Source organism: Pseudarthrobacter ribosi (assembly GCF_055412865.1).
Genome location: NZ_JBVAYZ010000004.1, coordinates 84,613 through 105,897, shown reverse-complemented (window position 1 = coordinate 105,897; position 21,285 = coordinate 84,613). Strand labels below are relative to the sequence as shown.

22 protein-coding genes and 1 riboswitch are annotated in these 21,285 nt (G+C 66.4%); of the genes, 11 read left to right on the top strand and 11 right to left on the bottom strand.

Annotation, left to right across the window (positions count from 1 at the left end; translation table 11 throughout):
- The first annotated feature begins 81 nt into the window (after window positions 1-81).
- From ACZYZ5_RS05600 to ACZYZ5_RS05580, 5 genes are all read left to right on the top strand, one after another.
- Window positions 82-1,353 carry an alpha-hydroxy acid oxidase gene (locus ACZYZ5_RS05600; protein ID WP_463899882.1) on the top strand — a complete coding sequence of 424 codons (1,272 nt, stop codon included), beginning with the start codon at window positions 82-84 and terminating at the stop codon, window positions 1,351-1,353.
- 83 nt (window positions 1,354-1,436) lie between these two features.
- Window positions 1,437-2,339, top strand: coding sequence for an ABC transporter substrate-binding protein (locus ACZYZ5_RS05595; RefSeq protein WP_463899880.1), 903 nt, complete (start codon window positions 1,437-1,439; stop codon window positions 2,337-2,339).
- 6 nt (window positions 2,340-2,345) lie between these two features.
- Window positions 2,346-3,383 carry an amino acid ABC transporter permease gene (locus ACZYZ5_RS05590; RefSeq protein ID WP_463899877.1) on the top strand — a complete coding sequence of 346 codons (1,038 nt, stop codon included), beginning with the start codon at window positions 2,346-2,348 and terminating at the stop codon, window positions 3,381-3,383.
- On the top strand, window positions 3,380-4,147 hold the full coding sequence (locus ACZYZ5_RS05585; protein ID WP_463899875.1) for an amino acid ABC transporter ATP-binding protein: 768 nt from the start codon (window positions 3,380-3,382) through the stop codon (window positions 4,145-4,147). The genes ACZYZ5_RS05590 and ACZYZ5_RS05585 overlap by 4 nt, the downstream gene beginning before the upstream one ends.
- A gap of 305 nt (window positions 4,148-4,452) precedes the next feature.
- Window positions 4,453-5,814 (top strand): MFS transporter, encoded by a 1,362-nt coding sequence (locus ACZYZ5_RS05580; RefSeq protein ID WP_463899873.1) that lies wholly within the window; start codon window positions 4,453-4,455, stop codon window positions 5,812-5,814.
- Here the strand turns inward: ACZYZ5_RS05580 and ACZYZ5_RS05575 are convergent.
- The gene (locus tag ACZYZ5_RS05575; protein ID WP_463899871.1) at window positions 5,750-6,715 is read right to left on the bottom strand and encodes a sigma-70 family RNA polymerase sigma factor; all 966 of its coding nucleotides are present in this window, start codon (window positions 6,713-6,715) and stop codon (window positions 5,750-5,752) included. The two genes, ACZYZ5_RS05580 and ACZYZ5_RS05575, sit on opposite strands and share 65 nt — an antisense overlap.
- A 295-nt stretch (window positions 6,716-7,010) precedes the next feature.
- On the opposite strand from ACZYZ5_RS05575, the gene ACZYZ5_RS05570 reads away from it, so the two are divergent.
- Complete coding sequence (locus ACZYZ5_RS05570) at window positions 7,011-7,430, top strand: ester cyclase (protein WP_463899870.1); 420 nt, start codon at window positions 7,011-7,013, stop codon at window positions 7,428-7,430.
- Window positions 7,431-7,600: 170 nt separating this feature from the next.
- Here ACZYZ5_RS05570 and ACZYZ5_RS05565 read toward each other — a convergent pair whose 3' ends face one another.
- The gene (locus ACZYZ5_RS05565) at window positions 7,601-8,683 is read right to left on the bottom strand and encodes a glycerophosphodiester phosphodiesterase family protein (protein ID WP_463899868.1); all 1,083 of its coding nucleotides are present in this window, start codon (window positions 8,681-8,683) and stop codon (window positions 7,601-7,603) included.
- A 271-nt stretch (window positions 8,684-8,954) separates the two neighbouring features.
- Here ACZYZ5_RS05565 and ACZYZ5_RS05560 point away from each other — a divergent pair, with 271 nt between their 5' ends.
- Window positions 8,955-9,320, top strand: coding sequence for a PepSY domain-containing protein (locus ACZYZ5_RS05560; protein ID WP_463899866.1), 366 nt, complete (start codon window positions 8,955-8,957; stop codon window positions 9,318-9,320).
- Between the two features lie 204 nt (window positions 9,321-9,524).
- Entirely contained in the window at window positions 9,525-9,905 is a 381-nt protein-coding gene (locus tag ACZYZ5_RS05555) for a VOC family protein (protein ID WP_463899865.1), read from the top strand.
- Window positions 9,906-10,040: 135 nt separating this feature from the next.
- Here ACZYZ5_RS05555 and ACZYZ5_RS05550 read toward each other — a convergent pair whose 3' ends face one another.
- From ACZYZ5_RS05550 to ACZYZ5_RS05520, 7 genes are all read right to left on the bottom strand, one after another.
- The gene (locus ACZYZ5_RS05550; RefSeq protein WP_463899863.1) at window positions 10,041-10,799 is read right to left on the bottom strand and encodes a DinB family protein; all 759 of its coding nucleotides are present in this window, start codon (window positions 10,797-10,799) and stop codon (window positions 10,041-10,043) included.
- A gap of 64 nt (window positions 10,800-10,863) precedes the next feature.
- On the bottom strand, window positions 10,864-11,316 hold the full coding sequence (locus ACZYZ5_RS05545) for an SRPBCC family protein (RefSeq protein ID WP_463899861.1): 453 nt from the start codon (window positions 11,314-11,316) through the stop codon (window positions 10,864-10,866).
- Between the two features lie 103 nt (window positions 11,317-11,419).
- Window positions 11,420-12,565, bottom strand: coding sequence for a flavin-containing monooxygenase (locus ACZYZ5_RS05540; RefSeq protein WP_463899859.1), 1,146 nt, complete (start codon window positions 12,563-12,565; stop codon window positions 11,420-11,422).
- Between the two features lie 39 nt (window positions 12,566-12,604).
- On the bottom strand, window positions 12,605-12,778 hold the full coding sequence (locus ACZYZ5_RS05535; RefSeq protein WP_463899857.1) for a hypothetical protein: 174 nt from the start codon (window positions 12,776-12,778) through the stop codon (window positions 12,605-12,607).
- 107 nt (window positions 12,779-12,885) lie between these two features.
- Window positions 12,886-14,571 (bottom strand): helix-turn-helix transcriptional regulator, encoded by a 1,686-nt coding sequence (locus tag ACZYZ5_RS05530; RefSeq protein WP_463899855.1) that lies wholly within the window; start codon window positions 14,569-14,571, stop codon window positions 12,886-12,888.
- Window positions 14,572-14,743: 172 nt separating this feature from the next.
- Window positions 14,744-15,493 carry an ArsR/SmtB family transcription factor gene (locus ACZYZ5_RS05525; RefSeq protein ID WP_463899853.1) on the bottom strand — a complete coding sequence of 250 codons (750 nt, stop codon included), beginning with the start codon at window positions 15,491-15,493 and terminating at the stop codon, window positions 14,744-14,746.
- A gap of 273 nt (window positions 15,494-15,766) precedes the next feature.
- Window positions 15,767-16,729 carry a cupin domain-containing protein gene (locus tag ACZYZ5_RS05520; RefSeq protein WP_463899851.1) on the bottom strand — a complete coding sequence of 321 codons (963 nt, stop codon included), beginning with the start codon at window positions 16,727-16,729 and terminating at the stop codon, window positions 15,767-15,769.
- Window positions 16,730-16,810: 81 nt separating this feature from the next.
- Here ACZYZ5_RS05520 and ACZYZ5_RS05515 point away from each other — a divergent pair, with 81 nt between their 5' ends.
- Both ACZYZ5_RS05515 and ACZYZ5_RS05510 read left to right on the top strand, forming a co-directional pair.
- Complete coding sequence (locus tag ACZYZ5_RS05515; RefSeq protein ID WP_463899850.1) at window positions 16,811-17,671, top strand: NAD(P)H-binding protein; 861 nt, start codon at window positions 16,811-16,813, stop codon at window positions 17,669-17,671.
- The gene (locus ACZYZ5_RS05510) at window positions 17,668-18,126 is read left to right on the top strand and encodes an anthrone oxygenase family protein (RefSeq protein WP_463899848.1); all 459 of its coding nucleotides are present in this window, start codon (window positions 17,668-17,670) and stop codon (window positions 18,124-18,126) included. The genes ACZYZ5_RS05515 and ACZYZ5_RS05510 overlap by 4 nt, the downstream gene beginning before the upstream one ends.
- Before the next feature lie 284 nt (window positions 18,127-18,410).
- Here the strand turns inward: ACZYZ5_RS05510 and ACZYZ5_RS05505 are convergent, their stop codons facing one another.
- Both ACZYZ5_RS05505 and ACZYZ5_RS05500 read right to left on the bottom strand, forming a co-directional pair.
- Window positions 18,411-18,674 (bottom strand): hypothetical protein, encoded by a 264-nt coding sequence (locus ACZYZ5_RS05505; protein ID WP_463899845.1) that lies wholly within the window; start codon window positions 18,672-18,674, stop codon window positions 18,411-18,413.
- Window positions 18,675-18,803: 129 nt separating this feature from the next.
- Window positions 18,804-19,679 (bottom strand): LysM peptidoglycan-binding domain-containing protein, encoded by an 876-nt coding sequence (locus ACZYZ5_RS05500; RefSeq protein WP_463899843.1) that lies wholly within the window; start codon window positions 19,677-19,679, stop codon window positions 18,804-18,806.
- A riboswitch (cyclic di-AMP (ydaO/yuaA leader) is annotated at window positions 19,664-19,834 on the bottom strand. It overlaps the preceding gene by 16 nt.
- Before the next feature lie 256 nt (window positions 19,835-20,090).
- On the opposite strand from ACZYZ5_RS05500, the gene ppk2 reads away from it, so the two are divergent.
- Window positions 20,091-21,026, top strand: a complete 936-nt coding sequence (gene ppk2, locus ACZYZ5_RS05495; RefSeq protein WP_463899840.1) for a polyphosphate kinase 2 — start codon at window positions 20,091-20,093, stop codon at window positions 21,024-21,026.
- Window positions 21,027-21,285 lie beyond the last annotated feature (259 nt).

The following is a 21,285-nucleotide window of genomic DNA, read 5'->3' as shown; positions in this document are numbered from 1 at the left end:
TTGTCGCTATCTCCATAGTTGCGCGGCACTCCACTTCCTACGCTGAACCCTAACGCAGGACAGCAAAAGGAAAGGCCCTCATTGAAAATCAGCGATGCCCGTCAGCTCATCCAGGTGAAGGCCCCCGTCTTCTCACGCCGACGCCGGGTCCTGGCCAACGCCTTCAACGTCGAGGAATACCGGAAATCGGCACAGCGGGTCCTGCCGGCCGGGATCTTCGATTACCTCGACGGCGGCTCCGAAGACGAAGTGACGCTGCGGCGCAACCGCGCCGTCTTTGACTCCTGGGCGCTGATGCCCAGCTGGGGTCCGGTCTCCGGACCCGATACCAGCACCGCCCTGCTCGGAAGAAGCAGCGCCCTGCCCCTGACCTTGACGCCCACCGGCGCAACCCGGCTGTTCCATCCCGAGGGCGAGCTGGCCGTCGCGGCCGCCGCCGACCGGGCACACATCCCCTACGGACTGGCCGGGCTGAGCACCGTGGCCATGGAAGCAATTGCGGAGAACCACCCGGGACTCGACCGCTGGTTCAACTTCGGGCTCACCTCCGACGCCCAGGCCTTGAAGGACAAACTGGCGCGCTGCGAAGCCGCCGGATTCAACACACTGATTGTCGGCGTCGACACGCGGGCCCTCGGCGCCAGGGAACGGGACCTGCAGAACGGCTTCACCGCACCTCCCGCACTGACCCTGTCCACCATCGCGGACATCGCCCGCCGCCCCTCCTGGTGGATCAACTTCCTGAAGTCGGAGGGCATCAGTTTCCCGAACCTGGATCCGCGCAGTGCGGCTGCCACCTCCGTCGTCACCCCGTCCATGTGGCAGCACATCCTTGGCCACTCGGATGCGACCAGCGGCTGGAAAGAACTCGTTGCATTGCGGCAGGCCTGGCACGGCAAGATCGTGCTCAAGGGCTGCGTCAACCCGGCCGACGTCGCACAGGCCGCCCGGATCGGCCTGGACGCCGTCCAGCTGAGCAACCACGGCGGCCGCCAGCTCGACCACATGCTGAGCCCCATGGATGTGCTGCAGGAATCCCGGCAGCGGGTGGGGGATTCGATCGAGATCTACGTGGACTCGGGGATCCGCCGGGGCAGCGACGTGCTCAAGGCGCTGGCGCTGGGCGCAGATGCCTGCTCGATCGGGAGGGCCTACCTGTACGGATTGGTGGCGGCGGGCTCGCCCGGCGTCGGGCGCGTCATTGAGATTTTCGCGGACGAGCTGCGGCGTACGATGACGTTAGTGGGCGTTTCCAGCATTTCGGAGTTGAAAGCTCGAGGCGGGGAAATTCTGCGGGACATCCGTCATTCCGGAGAAACCCTTGAAACAACAGCGTCAGGCAACACGCACTAAAGAGTTCTGAACTTGCAGGCACCCGGCGCCCTCCTCCCGCAGACTTGCGGGAACAAGGGCCACTCTGAACAGCTAAGGAAACCATGCGCACCCGATACGTACTTCCCGTTCTCACCATAGCCACGGCACTCGCGCTCTCCGGCTGCGTCGACAACAGCCAACCGGCCGCCACCGGCGCGGCATCCGGAAGCGCCGACGCCGTCGAGGTGAAAAAGAATGATTCCATCGCCGCGATGCTCCCGGAGAAGATGAAGACCGCGGGCGTGCTCAACGTCGGCATGGCCAACAACTACCCGCCGAACGAGTTCAAGGACGACAACGGTGCGCCGGCCGGCTGGGCCGTGGACCTCACCAACGCCCTGGGGCAGGTCATGGGCCTGAAGGTCAACTTCGACATCGGCACGTTCGACAACATCCTTCCGGCGGTGAAGGCAGGAAAGGACGACATCGGCGTCTCCTCGTTCACCGACACCCTGGAACGCGAACAGCAGGTCGACTTCGTCAACTACTACTCCGCCGGAATCCAGTGGGCCGCCCCGAAGGGCAAGACCGTGGACCCAGAGAACGCCTGCGGACTCAAGGTCGCCGTCCAGGCCACCACCTACGAGGACACGCACGAGGTGCCGGCGAAGTCGAAGGCCTGCACCGACGCCGGCAAGCCCGCCATCACCATCTTCAAGTACGACGCCCAGGACCAGGCCACCAACGCCCTGGTGGTGGGACAGGTGGACGCTATGAGCGCCGATTCCCCGGTGACCCTGTACGCGATCTCCCAGACCAAGGACAAGCTGCAGACCGCCGGCGACGCCTTTGAAGTGGCACCCTACGGGATGCCGGTAGCCAAGGGCAGCGAATTCACGCCCGTCCTGCAGAAGGCCCTCCAGACGCTGATCGACGACGGCACCTACAACAAGATCCTGGCCAAGTGGGGCGTGGAAGCCGGCGGCATCAAGACGGCGGACCTCAATGTCGCAGCCAAAGGGTGATAGCCGATGAGCGAGCCGGAATCCGACCGGATGATTGAGGCGGAACCCGGCAGGGGCGGGGAGTCCGGCAGGACGCCGCGGGCCGGCCGGGGACGGCACGACGGCGACGCGCCGCCGGAAGCGATCGTCGCCATCCCGCTGCGCCACCCCTGGCGGAACGTGGTAGCGGTACTCCTCGTCCTCGGGCTGGCGGTCTTTGTGCTGGACGCCGCCCAGCGCGCTGACTATGGCTGGCCGGACGTGGGCAAGTACATCTTCGACCGGCGGATCAGCCAGGCCGCCTGGGTGACGTTGTGGCTGACCATCTACTCGATGATCGGCGCAATCGTGATCGGCCTGCTGCTGGCCATCATGCGGCTTTCGCCGAACCCGGTGCTGAAGAGCATTGCCTGGCTGTATATCTGGATCTTCCGGGGAACCCCGGTCTACGTGCAGCTGGTCTTCTGGGGCATCGTGTCCCTGATCTATCCGGTGTTCACCCTGGGCATTCCGTTTACGGAGCCCTGGGTCACCGTCCCGAATGAGGTCTTCACCAACCTCTTCATCACCGCCGTGATCGGGCTGGCCCTGAACGAGGCGGCGTACATGTCCGAAATCGTGCGCGCCGGGCTGCTGTCCGTGGACCAGGGCCAGGAGGAAGCCTCGACGGCACTGGCCATGTCCTGGGGCCAGACAATGCGGTACGTCGTGGTTCCGCAGGCAATGAAGATCATCATTCCGCCCACCGGGAACGAGGTGATCTCGATGCTCAAGACCACCTCGCTGGTGGCCGCGATTCCGTTGAGCATCGACCTCTACGGCGTGTCCCGCGGTATTTCCGCGGTCACGTTCACTCCGGTGCCGCTGCTGATTGTGGCTTCCCTCTGGTACCTGCTGTTCACCTCCATCCTGATGGTGGGACAGCACTTCATTGAGAAGCGGTTCTCCCGCGGAACCGGTCGGGTCAAGACGGGCAAGGAACCGGCGACGCCGGGACCGGCACCAACGGCGGTTCCCGGCGAGCCCGCCCCGCCGATCAGCACTGATTTTGGAGGAAAAGGATGACGGACGCGCCGATGGTGCTCGCGGAGCGGGTCTCCAAGAATTTCGGCACCAACAAGGTGCTGCGCGGGATCAGCCTCGAGGTCGACCCGGGCGAGGTGCTCTGCATTGTGGGCCCCAGCGGTTCGGGAAAATCGACGTTCCTGCGGTGCATCAATCACCTGGAACGGGTTGACGGCGGTCGGCTTTCGGTCGACGGACAGTTGGTTGGCTACCGTCAAAAGGGGGACAAGCTCTACGAGTTGAAGCTCAAGGAAGCAGCCTTCCAGCGCCAGGAAATCGGGATGGTGTTCCAGCGGTTCAACCTGTTTCCGCACCTGACCGCGGTGGAGAACATCATCCTCGCGCCCATGCGGGTGAAGGGTACTTCCAAGGCCAAAGCCACCGCCCGGGCCGTGGAACTGCTGGAGCGTGTGGGCCTTGGCGACAAAGGGGACGCCTATCCGGCGCACCTGTCCGGCGGGCAGCAGCAGCGGGTGGCCATCGCCCGTGCGCTGGCCATGGACCCGAAGCTGATGCTCTTCGACGAGCCGACCAGCGCCCTGGACCCGGAACTGGTCGGCGAGGTGCTCGACGTTATGAAGGAACTGGCCAAAAGCGGCATGACCATGATTGTGGTGACCCATGAGATGGGGTTCGCCCGCGAAGTGGCGGACACGCTGGTGTTCATGGACGAAGGCGTGGTGGTGGAGGCCGGACCTCCCCGCCAGGTCCTCAGCGATCCGCAGCACGACCGGACCAGGGCGTTCCTTTCCAAGGTCCTCTGACACCGGGGAGTGGAGCGCGCGTGGCGGGCCCGGCCTGGTCTTAAGCCGGGCCCCCGACGACGGGCAGTCGTCCCGCCGCCCCCAAACACTGGCACATCTACGACGTGATCGCCCGCAAACGGTGATGCCAGCGTCACAGGCAGCAGTCTCTTACCGTCCCGGCGCGGGGACTTCCGCTTTAGTTCGCGGGTTCCCGGCCGCCGCTGGGCCAAAAGCCTGCCCTGCGTGACGCGTCAGCAGGTCCGCCGCCGCGGAATTTGACGTCCGGTTCGATTTTGGCCGGCACCGTGGGACAGACTGTTGCCGTGAGCAACTCTCCCCGGACGGGTTTCGCCGTCGCCGGACTCAGCCTGGGCACGGCCCTGAACCCGCTGAACTCCTCGATGATCGCCGTCGCCCTGGTGGTACTGCGCGCCGACTTCGGGCTCGACGTCGCCACCGTCACCTGGGTGATCACCTCCTTCTACCTCACCTCCGCGGCGGGCCAGCCACTCATGGGCCGGCTCGCGGACCGCTTCGGCCCGCGGCGGCTCTTTATGATTGGCATGGCCCTGGTGGCCGTGACCTGCGCCCTGGCCCCGTTCGCACCGAACTTCGCCGTGCTCTGCGTGGCCCGCGCCGTGATGGCCCTCGGCACGGCCGCCGCGTACCCGAGCGCGGTCGTGATGGTCGGGGCCCTGGCGAAGCAGGCGAACGTGAAATCCACCCGGCCGCTGGGCCGGATCCAGATGGCCAACACCTCCGCGGCCGCCGTCGGGCCGGTGGTGGGCGGGCTGCTGGTGGGCTTCGTCGGCTGGGAAGCCCTGTTCCTCATCAACGTCCCGCTGGCGCTGGCAGCGATCCTCCTGGTCCGCCGCTTCGCCTCGGCGGACGAGGACCGGGAACGCGGCCGGGCCTCGGAGCTGCTGCGGGACTCGGACATCCCCGGCATCCTGGCCTTCGTCGGCTCCATGGTCCTGGTGATGATGGCGCTGCTCAACGTGCTGCCGGACTACCGCTGGTGGCTGCTGGGCGGAGGCACCCTGCTGGCCGTGCTGTTCGTGTGGCGCGAACTGCGTTTCGCCCCGCCGTTCCTGGACCTGCGGCTGCTGGGCAGGAACCGGCCGCTGCTGCTGGTCTATCTGGGGTTCGCCCTATTCAGCGGCGTCTACTACTTCGCGTTCTTCGGCCTGCCGCAGCTGCTGCAGGAAGCCGGCGGCTACGAGCCCGCCGTGGTGGGGCTCCTGGTGCTGCCGCTGGCCGCGGTCTCGGTGATCTCGACGCCGGTGGCCGTCCGAGGAATCGACCGGTTCGGGGTGAAACGGGTGCTGATCGCCGGCGTCATCATGCTCATGGCCGCCTCCGGGGCATTGTGGCTGCTGACCGCCTCGTTCGCCATCCCGCTGGTGCTGGCCCTGACCGCGTTCCTGGGGGTGCCCTACGGGGTGGCCAGCATCGCCTATAACCAGGGGATGTACCTCTCCACCCGGCCGGAGGAGCGGGGTGTGGCCGCCGGGATCTTCCAGACCTGCCGGTATCTCGGGGCGATCACGGCCACGGTGCTGATCGGCATCTTCTACGGCCCGGGGGTGACCCAGGCCAACTGGGGGCTGATGGTGTTTGTCATGCTGGGACTCGGCTCGGTGGTGTTGGTGGTGTCGCTGCTGTGGCGGGAGCGGCGGGGCTAGGGGGCGCCGGCGCGGACTCCGGCGGCGCAGCCTCCCCGCCCGGTGGGCCCTCGCCGTCACAGTGATACGGCCGCAGAAGATCGGACCGGGCGGGGTCCCTAAGCTTCCTCATCGCTCCGATCTCGATCTGGCGGATGCGTTCGCGGGTCGTGCCGAAAGCGTTCGCCACGGCCTCCAGGGTCATCGCTCCGCCGCTGGTCAGGCCAAAGCGCATCGCAATGACCCGGGCCTCCCGGTTCTCGAGCGTGCCGAGTACGGCATGGAGCCGCGCCTTCATCTGTTCATGGAAGAGCGCATCTGTCGCGTCGGGGTAATAGGAATTCCGCAGCTGGTCGATGACGTTAGTCGGCAGCCGGATGAGTCTGGACTGATCAGCCAGCGCCTGGGTGATGCCGCTCCGGATCTGCCACGTGGCGTGGACGGAGAACCTGAAACCCCTGGTGAAGTCGAACGTGCGCACGGCCCTGTGCAGTCCCAGGTTTCCTTCCTGGGTCAGGTCCTCAAAATCGAGGCCCCGGCGGGTGTAGTGCTTGGCGATCGACACGACGAGCCGGAGGTTGGCGTGGAGCAGCGCGTCTGCGGCACGCTTGCCCATCAAGACGATGGTCCTCAACTCCCCGCTGTCCTGGCCGGCCCGCGAGGTACCGTCGGCCAGGAGCTGTTCCGCGAAAAGCCCGGCCTCGATCTCCTGCGCCAGTTCCAGTTCCTGCCCGGCGGTGAGCAAGTCGTAGCGGCGCAGCCGGCGCAGGTAGTCCCCGACGGCGTCGTCGGTGACCCCGCCGGTGGCCGCCAGTAATTCCGGCCAGCCAGGGTCATTCGGCTCGAATGAATCGGGAACCGGGGCAGCTGCTGCAGGCGAGAATGGTGTCCTGCCGATTGCTTTGTGGATCAGGTCAGCCACGTCATCCCCTGCCGGACGGTTCAAGCTTGTGAACGCAGACTACGGGGCCGGTGTGACAAAAATCGGAGGGGCCCTGGGCGGTAGCCCAGGCCTCTTGACAGGCTCGGAACGCCGGAATATCTTCTGCCTTAACAGGGCGATTCGCCCATTCCACACAACTTTTTTTACAGTTTTTTCTCGGCGCTCCGCGCGGCCCCTTTCCCGGAATGGCAGCCTGCGGCGTGGGCTCGTACGGCATGCCCGAGTAACGCGCTGGGGGATCCCATTTCGGTCTCTCGCCTACAAGGAGTCGAAAATGCCTGAAAATATTGAACTGATCGAGCGGTTTTACAGGGAGGTACTGGAGAGCGGAAATCTCGACCTCGTTGATGAGCTGGCGGCGGAGAGCTACGTGGATCACGAGGAGGGCCTCCCCGGGCAGCCGCCGGGCAGGGAGGGCGCTAAGTTCTTCGTAACCACGATGCGCTCGGCTTTCCCGGACATCAAGGTCAAAGAGATCACGCCCTCGCTGAGCGCCGGGAACCTGGAGGCATGCCACGTGGTGCTGACGGGCACCCATCGTGGCGAGCTGGCCGGCATCCCGGCAACGGGCAAGAGTGTGGAATTCGACTGCACCGACATCATCCGCGTCGAGGACGGCAAGGTAGCCGAGCATTGGGGCACCACCGACAACATGAGCATCATGCGGCAGATCGGCGCCATGGCCATGGCCTGAGTAAAACCGAAGCCCGACGGCAGCCGGAACGACCGCCGTCGGGCACAACGAAGGCTGTCCACGTTCCGAAAGGGAACGCAGACAGCCTTTCTGCGTGCGGCTTGTCCGCAGAGCTCAGCCCTGCGGCGCACAGACCGCGATAAGCGGAGTCAGCCACCCGCCGTCGCCGTTTAGGCCTTCGGTGCGTAGGCCTTGGGCAGCTTCAGTCCGCGCTCTTCCATGACGGTGCGCAGGCGGGTGGGGTAGTCGGTGATGATGCCGTCCACGCCGAGGTCCATCAGGCGGTGCATGTCCGCCGTGGTGTTCACGGTCCAGGGGACGACCGGCAGGCCGAGTTCGTGGGCCTCCGCGATCATGCCGGGGGTGACGGAGCGGAAGGCGGGGGAGATGGCGTCGTAGCCCTGGGCCGCCGCCGCCTTGGCGAGGGATCCGCCGTAAGTGTCGATGTCGATGCCGCCGAGGTTGGGGCTGGCGCCGGACTTGCCGACCGCGAGCCAGGCGTCGCCGCTGGACAAGGCAACGAGCGGCAGTTCCGGGGCGATTTCTTTGGTCAGGTTCAGCGATGACCAGTCGAAGGACTGCACCGTGATGCGGTCCGCCATGCCGGAGGCCCGGATCTCCGCGACCACGGCCTTGGTCAGCGACACCATGCCCTCGCCGCCGATCTGGCTGCTTTCCACTTTGGTCTCGATATTGAAGCGGACTTTCTCGGCGCTGGCGTCGCGCACCAGCTGGAACACGTCCTTGAGCTCGGCGATCCGGTTGCCCTCGATCACGTCCTGCCCCGGGTACCCCTTCAACGGCGTAAACCCGCAGTCCAGCGTCCTGATCTGGGCCAGCGAGAGTTCGGCAACCCGGCTGCCGACATAGGGGAAGGCGGCGTCGCCCGGGGTGGCCGGCGCCGTGTCCAGGCACTTGTCCGCCTGGATGGTGTCGTCGTGCCAGACGATGACCTTGCCGTCAGAGGTCAGGTGGGTGTCCAGCTCCAGGGTGGTCACGCCCAGCTTCAGCGAGTTGGCGAACGCGGCCAGGGACTCCTCGGTCCACTCGCCGCGGCCTCCCCGGTGTGACTGCAGGTCAAAGGACCCGTTGCGCTCGTTGGTCTTGATGCTGGCTTTCGCTTTTACGGCAGCCGTTCCGGCAGCGTTCGACGACGGCGCGGCGCCAGCTTCGGCGGGTGAAGCGGCGACGGCGGGGCCCGCCAGGGCGGCGACGAGCGCGGCGGTGGCCGCGGCAGTCAGGGGTGTGCGCATGGTGATGGTTCCTCCTGGGTGACGGGTGCCGGCGCTGCGCCGGCGACCCGACCACCCTAGGAAGGCGAGATGGACTGCCGCGATCGGGGAACTGGACCTCCGGTGAACACTTCATCGCCGTGCCGTTCTCCTAGTCCTCGCCCCCACAAATGCGTAGAATCCACAGTGTCTGGATCAACCCGCGCGGGGCGTTGCTGGGACGCGATGGCCAGGACGACACAGCGGTCAGCGAAAGCACCGATGGGCCTGATCGCAGAATCAGGAGCACGTGATGAAAACAGTTCGAAACGTCGCAGCGGGTGCAGCATTAACCGCCGCTCTCGCCGGCGGCGGCATGTATCTCGCCATGGCCGCTCCGGACGGCGCAGCGACCTCTACAACACTGTCTGTTTCCCAGAGCAAGGGTGGACACCAAGCCAACGGCATGACCGAGGAGCTTCTGACAGGCGACACTGCCGCCCGGGTGGAAGCGGCAGTGAAGGCCGCTAACCCTGGGGCGACCATAGTCCGCGTGGAAACCGATGCGGAGGGGGCGGCCTATGAGGCACATATCCGGAAAGCCGACGGGACAAAAGCGACGGTAAAGCTGGACGCCTCGTTCAACATCACGGGCACCGAAACGCGCAAGCGACGCTAAGGCAGGCCCGTATCGTTCCATAATGGCCACATAAGCTTCGGGGACCCCTCGCGCTGGTGATGGGTGGCGCGGCGTTGAAGAGTCCCAGGTGGCTGCCCCGGCTCGGCGCAAGGGGCGGTCACGGTCCCCGGTCAAGGAAGTTCCGGGGACCCAAACCGGGGGGTGCAATCGCTGCGATACATCAGTGCACAGAAGGGAATCATCATGCTCAAGGATTCAAGCATCATTGCTGTCCTCGCCGCGAAGGACATCAACAGGGCGAAGGAGTTCTACCGGGACAAGCTGGGAATTGAACCCTCCGATTCCATGGAGGAGGACAGCGTGATGTATCGCTGCGGCAACGGCACGGGCTTCCTCATTTACCAGACAGAGAATGCAGGGACAGCCAAGAATACCCAGATGGGCTGGGAAACCGACAACCTCGTAGGCGAGATGGAGGAACTGCGAGGCCGCGGCGTCGTCTTTGAAGAGTACGATTTTCCCGGCCTGAAGACGGAGAACGGCGTCGCCACCGCTGACTGGGGGAAGGCCGCCTGGTTCCTGGACAGCGAGGGCAACATTCTCAACATCTCCCAGCGCGCGTAGGCCGGAGTCTGGCGCCGGTCCACGACGCCAAGCTTCGCTGCCGCCAGCAGCGAAGCCGAAGGCAACCGGCTCCCGCCTTCAAGGCGGGAGCCGGTTCCCACCCCAGGAAGGCGAGATGGACTGCCGACGCCAGCCTTAGGGATCGAGCCCCGCCCCGATCGCCTCGAGGTCGCGGACGGCGTAGCGGTGGTGTTCCCACTCCTCGTTGAGGATAGTGTGCAGGCACGAGAGGACAGTTACCGGTTGTTCGGGGGCCCACGGATTGCGGCGTGCCGAGGACAGTTCAGTAGGGGTGACAGCGGCGATGTAGTCGCGCACCATGGCTGCCCTGCCGGCCCGGACCTCGAGCACTTCGGCATACGACGGTTCGACGGTCGAGAAGACCGACAGATCGTAACCGTCGGTCTCGTACTCTGCATTGGGTTGACCAATGGGGTGATAAGGCTGCTCGATCTCCAGGATTCCCCGGCCCAGCCACGTGTCGGTGGCCATCACCAGGTGACGCAGGGTCTGCGCGAAGGACCACTCGCCATCCACCGAGACATCCACCGTTCCCGCCGGCATCGCCGCGACCCGCTCGAGCGTCGCCGACCAGGTCCGCTCCAGCACGGCCCAGGCGGCACGAAGACCATCGGGATCGCCCGCGCGTCGTTCGGCGCGGCCCGGAAAGCGGCGGTTGAGTTCGGCCTCGACGAAAGGGACCACATCGACGCCGTTGACGCGCAGGAAGTTCCCGCCATCGAACAGCCACGGGGCATCGATGTCGGCCCCGGCCGCGTCTACCGCGCGCATCACCGCGCCGGACAGGTCAGACCGGATGAACCGGGCTCCCCGCAGATTCACGTCGACGAACTGGGCTCCGTGGAGGTCATCGGACTGACTGAAAGCTGCCATGGCAGCAACATTCCCACGTTCTCATCCTGGACGCACGTGCCGGGACGATTGACGCGGCCGGTTTTCAGGTGCGGCCACCTAGTACTGCCTGCAATTTCTCGAACGACTCGGTCCACCCGTCGCGGTGCAGGGCCAGCCGCTCCTCCGTCAGGAACGGTCCCTGCGAGAGCACCAGGCGCGTGTCCTCGCCGGTAATCCCGAGGGAGAGGTCGACGACGGTTTCCCGGTCGTCGGGTGTCGGTTCCTCCCAGCGGAAGGTGTACACCAGGCGCCAGGGCGGATCGATCTCCAGGAACTCGCCTGAGAGGTGGAACGGTTCGCCGTCCGGTGGCGTCATGCGGAATCCGTAGCCGCCGCCTTCCGTGAGGTTCAGTTCGGCTGCGGGGATAGTGAAGCCGTGCGGACCCCACCACTTCACCAGTTCGGTCGATTCCGTCAGCATCCGGAAGACTTCTTCCGGGGGAGCATCGAGCGTGCATTCGAGGTTCAGGACCAGTCCGCCAGTTTCCTCATTCATCGTTCCACTGTGTCATCCTGCGGACGCTGACGGAAGCATGCCGGCGTAGGCGGCTTATCGCCCCTTCATACGGTCTGCCCTGGTTAGGACGTGCCGGCGCCCGTTATGCCGCCAGCCCGCTCCGGACCTCCGCTGCGGGCTGCGGAGCCCGGGTGGCGGCGAGCCGTTTCGCCAGGTATTTGGCGTCCCGGCCCACACCCGGGAGGGTTTCCGATGCTTCTGCGAAGATGAGCTCTTTCCCCAGCAGGTACAGGCCCGGAAGGGCGTCCACGATCCCGCGGTGCTGCTGCTCCCGCCAGTCCGCGCGCAGCGCCGGGATGTCCAGCCAGGGGTAGGCCTCGGTGAAGCCCGTGCACCAGATGACATTTGCAACCGGAAGGCGCTGACCGCCGTCGAGCATTACTTCACCATCCTCAACTCCGGTGACCCGCGGCACCAGGTGGACGCCGGCGGCGCCGAGGTCCGCGACTTTGGTGCGGATCAGCGGCCTGGCCATGGTAGCAATCTTGGGCAGCATCCTGCGCCCCACCGGCGTGCTGGTGGTCAGCATGTGCAGCCCGGCGAAGCGGATCACCGGGAACACGAAGCGGGCCGCGGTCCGGCCGTGCCGGAACGGGAGCTCGCCACTGGGCTTGCCGGCCAGCCAGGTTTCGTGCGTGCGGCTGGTCTCCAGGGCGATCTCCGCCCCGGAGTTGCCCACCCCCACCACCAGGACAGGACCGGGATTGAGCTGAACCGGGTTCTTGTAGTTGTGGGAGTGGAGCTGCACGACGTCGGACGGCAGTTCCGCCGCGAAGCCCGGCGTCCTGGGCAGCTGGCAGGCGCCGGTGGCGAGGATGACGTTCGCCGCCGTCCAGCGCTGTGTCCCGGCCGTGACGTGGAACCGCTGCCCGTCGTGGCTCAGCCGGGTGACGGCCGTGTTGGGCCGGACCGGCAGGTGGAACCGGGAGGCGTAGTCCTCCAGATAGTCCGCCTGCTCGTCCTTGGTGGGGAAGGCGAGGGGGTCGCCCGGGAAGGGCCGGCCGGGCAGGCCGTCGTACTTGGCGGGGGTGAACAGGCGCAGCGAGTCCCAGCGGCTCCGCCACGCGTCGCCAACCCGTGTGCCGGCGTCCAGAATGACAAAGTCCCGGTGCTGCTGCGCCAGATAGTAGCCCAGCGCCAGTCCGGACTGTCCGGCGCCGATGATGACGGTGTCGACGGCGGCAGTGCCGACGGCGCCGCCGGTGTCGGTTGCTCGGGTGGTGTTCATGGTGGTTCCTCCTGGGTGTTGCAGGTGCGGTGGGGTTGCTTATGAACGCTGTGCCCGCTGCGGCGCGGGGCGGCCGGCGGGTCCGGACCGGAAGCGCAGTTCGAGGCTGTAGGAGTCAAGATCCCTCGTGTGGAGGGCCTTGAGCAGCATGGGCAGGTAGCTCACCGCGAAGAGGCCGGTGGAAACCATTCCTGCGAGCACGTAAACGTTCATGCCATTAACGCTATTTTTCTGCGCGCGGCGGCGAATCGGGCGAATCACCCATTTGCCGGGGGAAATCCCGCGGGCGGGGAATGGGTACTTTGATGCAGGGAGGCGGGTCAGGCGAGTCCGTGCTGGTAGGCGTAAGCCGTGACCGCGGACCGGGAGGTCAGGCCCAACTTGGTGAAGATATTGCTCAGGTGCCGGGCCACCGTTTTTTCGCTGATGAACAGCTCGGCGGCGATGGTCCGGTTGCTCAGTCCGGCGGAGACGAGCCGGACCACCTCGGTTTCGCGGGCGGTGAGCGGCCCGGCGTCGGCGGCGTGTTGGGCGTCGTTCCCGGCGGGTGGCGCCGGGACTGTCCCCGTCGCGGCTGACCGGGCGTCCGGCGCTGCGAGCACCGATTGCTCAAGCCCCGCCAGCGCGGGCGCGGCGCCCAGCTCGGCAAATACGGCCCGGGCCGCCTCACGTTCCAGCCGGGCGGATTCCTCATCGCCGAGCGCGGCGCACAGCCTGGCCAGCAGGGCGCGGCAGCGGGCTGCTTCGAACGGTGCGTCCAGGCCGAGCCAGCGGGACCAGGCGCGGCGCAGCGGGACCTGGGCGGCCGCGGGGTCGCCTTCGTGGAAGAGGACAGCGGCTTCGGACTGCTCGGCGAGGGCGTGCAGCAGGGGCATGTCGATCGAGGCGCACAGCGAGACCAGCTCTTCCACGGCGGCCCGGGCCGCCGGTGTGTCGCCTGCTGCCAGTTCGATCTCCACCCGGGCGGCGAGCATCCGGCGCCGGTACGCGGGGTCGGCGCCGTCCATGGCCTGCCGGAGCAGTGACTGGGCCTGCTCCGGTTTGCCCTGGGCTAGGCGGAGGAGCGCCAGCCCGGGCTGCGGCGGGAAACCGGTCTCCTGGGCGTGCAGGTAGCAGGCCTCGGCGGTGTCGAAGTCGCCCCGGAGCCGGTGGATTTCGCCCTGTTCGTAGAAGCCGCCGTAGATGGCCATTCGGTCGCCGCGGAAGGCGAAGTCCTGCGCCGTTTTGGCCGCGTCGATCGCCTCGGTCCAGGCGCCGTGCAGCCGGTACAGCTCGGCCCGGTGCATCTGGCACTGGCCGCTGAAGGCCACCAGCTTCTGTTGCGCGTCGCACCACCGGTCCAGCGCCCGTGTCCACTCGTGGGCGCGGTGCAGGTCGAAGGCCAGATGGCAGGTTTCGATCACCGCGCAGTAGATGATCCCGGCGGGGACCGGGGAGATCTCCCCGACGGTGACGGCGACCATGGCTTCGTCGAGCAGGGCCAGGCCGGCGTCGAACTCGCCCAGCATGACCTTGGTCTGCCCCAGGCCCAGCGTACCGAGGGCAGCCGAGTCGACGTCGCCACGTGCCCGTCCGAGGTCGGCGGCCCGGGTGAAAGCTTCCGCGGCGGTGGCGCCGTCGCCCTGGTAGAGGGCGCCCAGCCCGGCAGGGACGGACAGCAGACCCTCGAAGCGGCAGGGCTCGGGCAGGTCCTCGACGATCCGGCGGGCGCGGGCGAGCCAGCCGGCGCTGCGGGCCGGTTCGCCCAGCAGAATGAGGTTCAACCCGGTCCAGACGGCGCAGCGGGCGGCAGCGGGGTAGTCGTCGTCGGCGAGGTACTTCAGGTGCGCCCGGGCCAAGATGTCCACCCCTTCGGAGCCCCGGCCGGTGAGGATGACGGAGGTGGCCAGCTGTTCCAGATCGCGGGCCGGAAGTTCGGCGTCGTGGTCGGCGGCCGTGTACTGCCCGACGGCGTCCGGCCAGCGCCGTTCGGCGTAGGCTTCCCGGCCGTCTGCGAGCGTAGACATCGCGCCTCCCCGTTCCCGGTGGCGGGTCTGAGCCTGTGGGCGCTGCGCGGCCCGTCATCTGCTTTTCAGGCTACCGCCGCGGTTATGGGGCGGCAAGGTGCGGGCCGACGCGCCGACAGGCCTGCCCGTTTTCACCACGGCGGCGGCACCCGGCGTGCGCTCGCCGGCCGCCTCAGGTGTACATGAGGGAGCCGGGAGTGGTGAGGAGCTCGCCGGTTTCCAGCCAGGTCTTCAGGCCGGAGAGGATCATCGGCCAGCCGCCGTAGAGCTGGTCGTTGGCGCCTTCGCGGAGCTGGTCGTGGGTGACGGTCAGGCGGCAGGAATCGCCCACCGGTTCGATCTCCCAGGTGACCCGGGACGTGCCCTCGGCCTTGACGTCCTCGCCCCAGAGCGCGCGCATGCTCTGGACGAGCCGGCGGGGCGGGTCCACTTCCAGGTTCTCGCCCTCGCCCAGGGGTTCCCCGCCCTTGGGTGCCATCTCGAACCGGGATCCCGGCGTCCAGTCCGAGGTGATGACGGACCCGAACTGGTACTTGCTGCGGATCTCGCCGTCCGTGATCGCCTCCCAGAGCCGCTCCGGGGTGGTCTTGATATAGATTTCGAAGATCTTTTCCATGGGACTTTCCAATCTGGTTTTGAGGTCGCTGAGGCCAGCGGCCCATGGTTCGGCATATTTGCTCACCCAGCGGTCGTGGACCAGCCGGATGGGCACCGGATTCAGGAAGTGGAGTTTCTCCCGCCCCCGACGGCGGGTCACCACCAGGCCGGCGTCCTCCAGGACCCTGAGGTGCTTCATCACGCCGTAGCGGGTCATCGCGAAGCGGGCCTCAAGGGCGTGTAGGGTCTGCCCGTCGTTCCGGAAGAGCTCATCCAGGAGATCGCGGCGGGTGGCGTCGGCCAGGGCCTTGAATACGGCGTCCACAGCTCCAGAATAGGTGACTAATTAGTCACATGTCTAGGGGGTTCAGGCTTTTCGCTTTGGATCGCCGAGCCAGTAGCGCGCGACGTCGACATCCCTCGCGGTCGATGTTTGCCCGTGCGAGTTCGCCGTTGTCCGCATATCCTCTACCGGCTCCGGAGCAAACCGGAGCGCCTGGTCATGACGCCCACCGCGGCCGTCCTCACGGCCCTCTCTATCTGGTCCTGGCGATCGGATGATTCCCGGGACGTGCTGCCTGGGACGTTGAGCGTCTTTCTAAGGGCTGTCCTCCCGAGTGCCCAAGTTGTTCGCGGTTCGCCGGTAACTGGTGGGGCTGATGCCGTAGACCCTGGAGAAAGCGGCGCTGAACGCGAAGGCGTTGCTGTAGCCGACCTCTTCGGCGATGACAGCGGTGGTAGCGGTGCTGGAGGACAGTCTGTCTGCGGCCAGAGCCAGGCGCCAGGTCGTTAGATAGGCCATCGGTGGCTGGCCGACGGCGGAGTGGAACCGGGCGGCCATGGTTGCCCGGGAAACATGGGTCCGCCGGGCCAACTCGGCGACGGTCCACGGGGCGGCCGGGTCCTCGTGCAGGGAGGCCAGAGCCCGGGCAACGATGGGGTCGCGCGTGCCTGCTGCCCAGCTGGGCAGCATGTTATCGGCACGTTCCACACAGACGCGCACCAGGTGCAGAAGCAGTAGGTCAAGGACCCGGTCCAGGGCGCTCTCCTGCCCCAGCCCGGGGTGGGTAAGTTCGCGTTCGAGCATGCTAAGTAGTGCCGGATCGATCTCCTGTTTGTCGAAAAGGGCCAAGGCAGGCAGGGCTGAGGTAATCAGTTGGCCGGCCGCTGCCGCCGTCTGGTAGGTGCCGATCAACAGGACGGTGTCCCCGCGGGGGCTGTTGCCCCAGGTGCGTATGCCGTGTGACATCGACAGTTCCAGGTGGTCCCCGGCGGGCGAACGGCAGGACTGACCGGCGTCGATCACGACTGTCGGTGCCCGGCCCGGCGTGTCCGTCACCATGTACGGAGCCGGGCCCCGGACAGTGGCCGCCTGTCCCGGACTCAGGGAACGGGGGTCGCTTCCTTCGACGGAGATCCAGGCGTCACCGCTCACCGCGACGATCACCGTCAGCGCAGCCCCATCCCGGACGTCAATGCAGAAGGGCGGGTCCATGACGACCCGCAGGGTGAACGCGGCTTGGGCCCGGGGCCCGGTGAGGAACTGTGTCAACGGATCCATGCACTCAGGCTAGACGCTGACGGATGAATTAGCGATCCCTGCGCATTCATGGTCCAAGTCGGGTGGGGCAGTCTGGTAGATATGACGATGAAATTTACTCCCGCTCCTGTTCTTGTCACCGGAGGAACCGGCCGTACTGGCGCCCGGCTCGTCCGTCGCCTCCTGGACCGCCACGTGGCGGTGAGGATTGGTACCCGGCACGGGCCGGTTCCCTTTGACTGGGACGACACCGGCACCTGGCCTCGCGCTCTCGACGGAGTCAGGGCAGCGTATCTCTGTTACAGCCCGGATCTGGCCTTTCCCGGGGCGTCTGAGCTGATCGCCCGTTTCGCCGACGCTGCAGCTGACGCGGGGGTCCAGCGGCTGGTGCTGTTGTCCGGCCGCGGCGAGGCCGGTGCCCGGGCGGCCGAGGAGTCCGTGCAGCGGTCTGGGCTGGAGTGGACGGTGCTGCGCTGCTCCTGGTTTGCCCAGAATTTCAGTGAGCACTTTCTGCTCGGTCCGGTCCGAAGGGGCAGGCTCCTGCTGCCGGCCAATGGGGGCATAGCCGAGCCCTTCCTGGACCTGGACGACCTCGCTGAGGTTGCCGCCGACACCTTCACCGGCGACCGCCATGTTGGACGGCTGCTGGAGCTGACCGGCCCCCGTCTGCTTACCCTCCGGGATGTCGCGTCTGAACTGTCCGCCGCCACAGGCCGTCCGATCGCGTTCGCGCCCTGCACGGCGGAGGAATTTGCGGACGATCTCGCCCACGACGGGGTCCCTGTCGAAGAAGCGCTGCCATTGGCCGGGCTGTTCACTGAGATCCTCGACGGGCGGAACGCCTCCTTGTCCCCAGACCTCGCCCGTGCCCTGGACCGGAACCCCACCGATTTCAGCACGTATGCGAGGCGCACCGTTGAAACCGGCGTGTGGGACGCGCCGGCCAGTGCGGAACTGCGGTGAACGGGTGGCTGCCCGTGATCGCGGGTACCGGCTCCGCGGTCGCTGGAGGTTTCTACCTCGCCTTCTCCACCGTGGTCATGCCCGCCCTCCGACGGCGGCCGGCGCAGGACGCCATCGCAGCCATGGTGTCCATTAACGAGAAGGCTGTGAGGCCGCCGTTCATGATCCTGTTCTTCGGCACCGCTGCGGCCTGCGGAGCCGTCCTCGCCGTCCAGGCCACGGAACCACTGACCCATTCACCCGTCAGAGTCGCCGGGGCGGCAGCCTACCTGGCAGGGTGGGCATCCACCATGGTCATAAACGTGCCTCTGAACAACCGTCTGTCCAGGACCGGCGGCCGGTCGGACCGGGAGTGGCACGGCTACCAGCAATCCTGGAATCCGGCCAACCACCTCCGCGCTGCCCTCTCCATCGCCGGCGCGATCGGGCTGCTGATCCCCTTCCACCACCCCTGACAGGAGAATGAGACACTCCGGGCGTAGCGCATGCGGGGTACGGAATCCACTGTTGACCCCTCGGCAAGCAGGCCCGCCGAGACTGTATTGCCGGGCCGAGCGGCATGGACGAAATAGGTGCGCGGCTCAGCGCCCACCATCGGTTCGGTTCGGGCCGGTGCCATGCGCGGCTCGGTCCAGGGGCTGACGGGGTTGAACGTTCATCGGCTGAACCCTACGGTGCTGTCATAAACGTTCAATGAACACGTTGGGTGCGACGCGGGGAATGGCCCGAGCTGCGGGCGTCAGGTCCCGGCATCCGGAGCGGCGGATGTCGCCGGGCCGGGAAGGACTCCGCCTTCGAAGTGAAAGCTGAGCAGCTCGGCCCGGAATTTGACCGCGTCGAGGAACCCGGTCAGGGCAAGGTCGGTTCCGGGCGTCTTCCCGGCCAAGCCCCTGAGTGGGCCGCCGGCCGTATCCGTAGCCCGCAGAAGGGTCATCCCGGTGTAGTCCGTAAGCGTGAACGTGCGCACGACTTTGAGCAGTCCCGCCGGCAGGCCGTACGACAAACTTATGCCTCTGCCGGGAACCAGGGAGACCCGAAGGCGGAAGGTCCGCTTACCGCCGGCCGGCGTCCTGTGAGACAACAGCGGCAGGTGCGTTGCACCTGCCACTGTTGTCCGGACTCGATCTGGCTGCTACGCGTTTACGCGTACGAAGGTGGATCCTCCGAGCCAGGAGGCCGGGTGCACGATGGTTTCGTTGACGCCGTTCATGCCACTGCTGATGGCCTGCCCGTCACCGATGTAGATTCCCACGTGTCCCGAGCTGATCATAAGGTCACCGGCCTGAGGGCTTGCTACAGGAGTTCCGTACTGGTGGAACTTTGCGGGGCCGATATCGCCTACCGGCTTACCGATGGACCGAAGGGCTTTTTCCACCAGGATGGTGCAGTCCTGGGTGGCTCCGAGCTGCGCCTGGGCTGAGGCAACGAGGGCGGCACCGACTGCGCTGCCCTGGACTGCGGGTGCTGCCGCCGGAGCAGGTGATGCCTTCGGCGTGATCGATGCGGACGCGGCATTGATGCCCATGCCCGACGGCGGGGTCGCCTGCGGGACAGTCTGGGGAGCCGCCGGGCTGGCCTGGGCCGTTGCCGGGCTCTGTCCCGCCGCAGGGATCAGGATCTGATTCCCGGGGTAAATCACGGAGGAGAGTGAGAGCGCGTTGGCGGATATGACCGCGTTCAGTCCCACTCCGTATCGAGCGGCAATGGCACCGAGAGTGTCACCGGGCGCAATGGTGTGATGGCTGCCCTTAGCGGAAGGTGCGGTGGCTGCCTGTGCCTGGACATTGGGGCTGGCGGAACCGTCCGGGGCGTACGCGCCAGCTTGTGCAGGTGCTCCGATTCCGAAAGCGAGGCCTGATGCGACGGCGACGACGGCGGCCGGTCTGGCCAGGGATGATGCGTGGGCTTTCAGGGAAAACGACAGTCCCTGTAGAGCGGGGGACTGTGTCGGGGTGGCGCGGTGGCGCGCCGGAATGGACATGCGTGACATGGTGAGTGCCTCTCCCATGCCTGCGGGGTGAGCTGTCGGGTTCGGATGGGAGTCACCCGGTCCTGCCCCGTAATGATCGGGAGCCGCAGGACTTAACCCCTAGGTCTTGAAGCCAAGACCGGTAAAAAGTGGGTCCCCCGTCCCTGCCATTTGGATTCTAGAACGGATCCCGATGAGCGGCAGGGCTCGGCATTCTGCACGGGAATGCCCTGACTAAACCAGGGCACCCGTAGAGACTACCCCGGCCACCCGGGCTAAGTCACATTAGGATAACGCCGTTGCCGGCCGTCCCATGATCGATTCACTCCAACCGAGATAGCATCGTGGATCAATGCTGGCTTGGCCAGTGATGCCTGGCCGAGGTTCCGGCGCGCCAGTCGTCCTGTTAGACTTCCTCGACTCTGGGGCGGTGCCTGAAGGGAGACCCGGATGACGCTTACGGACGGGCCGTGGACGCCCGATGATCCGTGGTGGGTGAGGGATAACCTGCGTGAGGCCATCGACCATCTAGTGGAGCAGGGCTACACGGTCAGCGGCGGCCACGGCGAGGACCCGGAGCTCATCGACCCCGGGGGCTCAGCGATCCAGACCTGGCGGGAAGACTATCCCTACGGGGAGCGGATGTCTCGGGAAGAGTACGAGCTGGAAAAATACCGTCTGCAGATCGAACTGCTGAAGTTCCAGTACTGGGGTCAGGACCGCGGCCTGAAAGTCGTTATCGTCTTCGAGGGCCGGGATGCCGCAGGTAAGGGCGGGACAATCCAGCGATTCACCGAGCACCTCGATCCCCGCTACGCCCGGACGGTGGCGCTGAGCAAACCATCGGAGCGGGAACAAGGCCAGTGGTATTTCCAGCGCTATGTCCAGCACCTCCCAACCGCAGGCGAAATCGTGATGTTCGACCGGTCCTGGTACAACCGTGCCAACGTGGAACGGGTCATGGGCTTCTGCACCAACGAGGAGTACGAGACATTTATGGGGCAGGCGCCGCTCTTCGAGAGGATGCTCGCGGACTCCGGAATCCACCTGACCAAGTTCTGGTTCTCCGTCACCCGGCACGAGCAGCGTACCCGCTTCGCGATCCGACAGATCGATCCTGTCCGGCGCTGGAAGCTCTCACCCGTGGATCTTGCTTCCCTGGACCGATGGGAGGACTACACGGAGGCAAAGGAAAAGACTTTCCTGCGCACCGACAGCGACCACGCACCGTGGATCACCATCAAATCGAACGACAAAAAACGAGGGCGGATCAACGCCCTGCGCTTCTTCCTCAACCAGTTCGACTACGACGACAAAGACACAGCGGTCGTGTATAGCCCGGACCCGCTCATCGTACGCCGCGGCCGCGAAGCTGTCGGTGACTGAACGGGCCGCTCCTGGCGGACACGCTCAAGCACGCAGGCGCCGAACCGTCCCGCCGCTGAGGCAGTGACTGTCCTGAGTCCATCGGGTTGGTTCATGAGCCTTCTGACGCCGCGAAGGATGCAGCTCATCTACTTTCGAGCCTCATGAAAGTTGCCGAAGGGTTACGCAGTCCGCAGTCCGGCGGTCCCCCGGTAACGCAGCGCCCGTTCTGTTTCCAACCACAGTTCTCCGGCGGCGTCGGACTTTCGGGAGAGTTGGT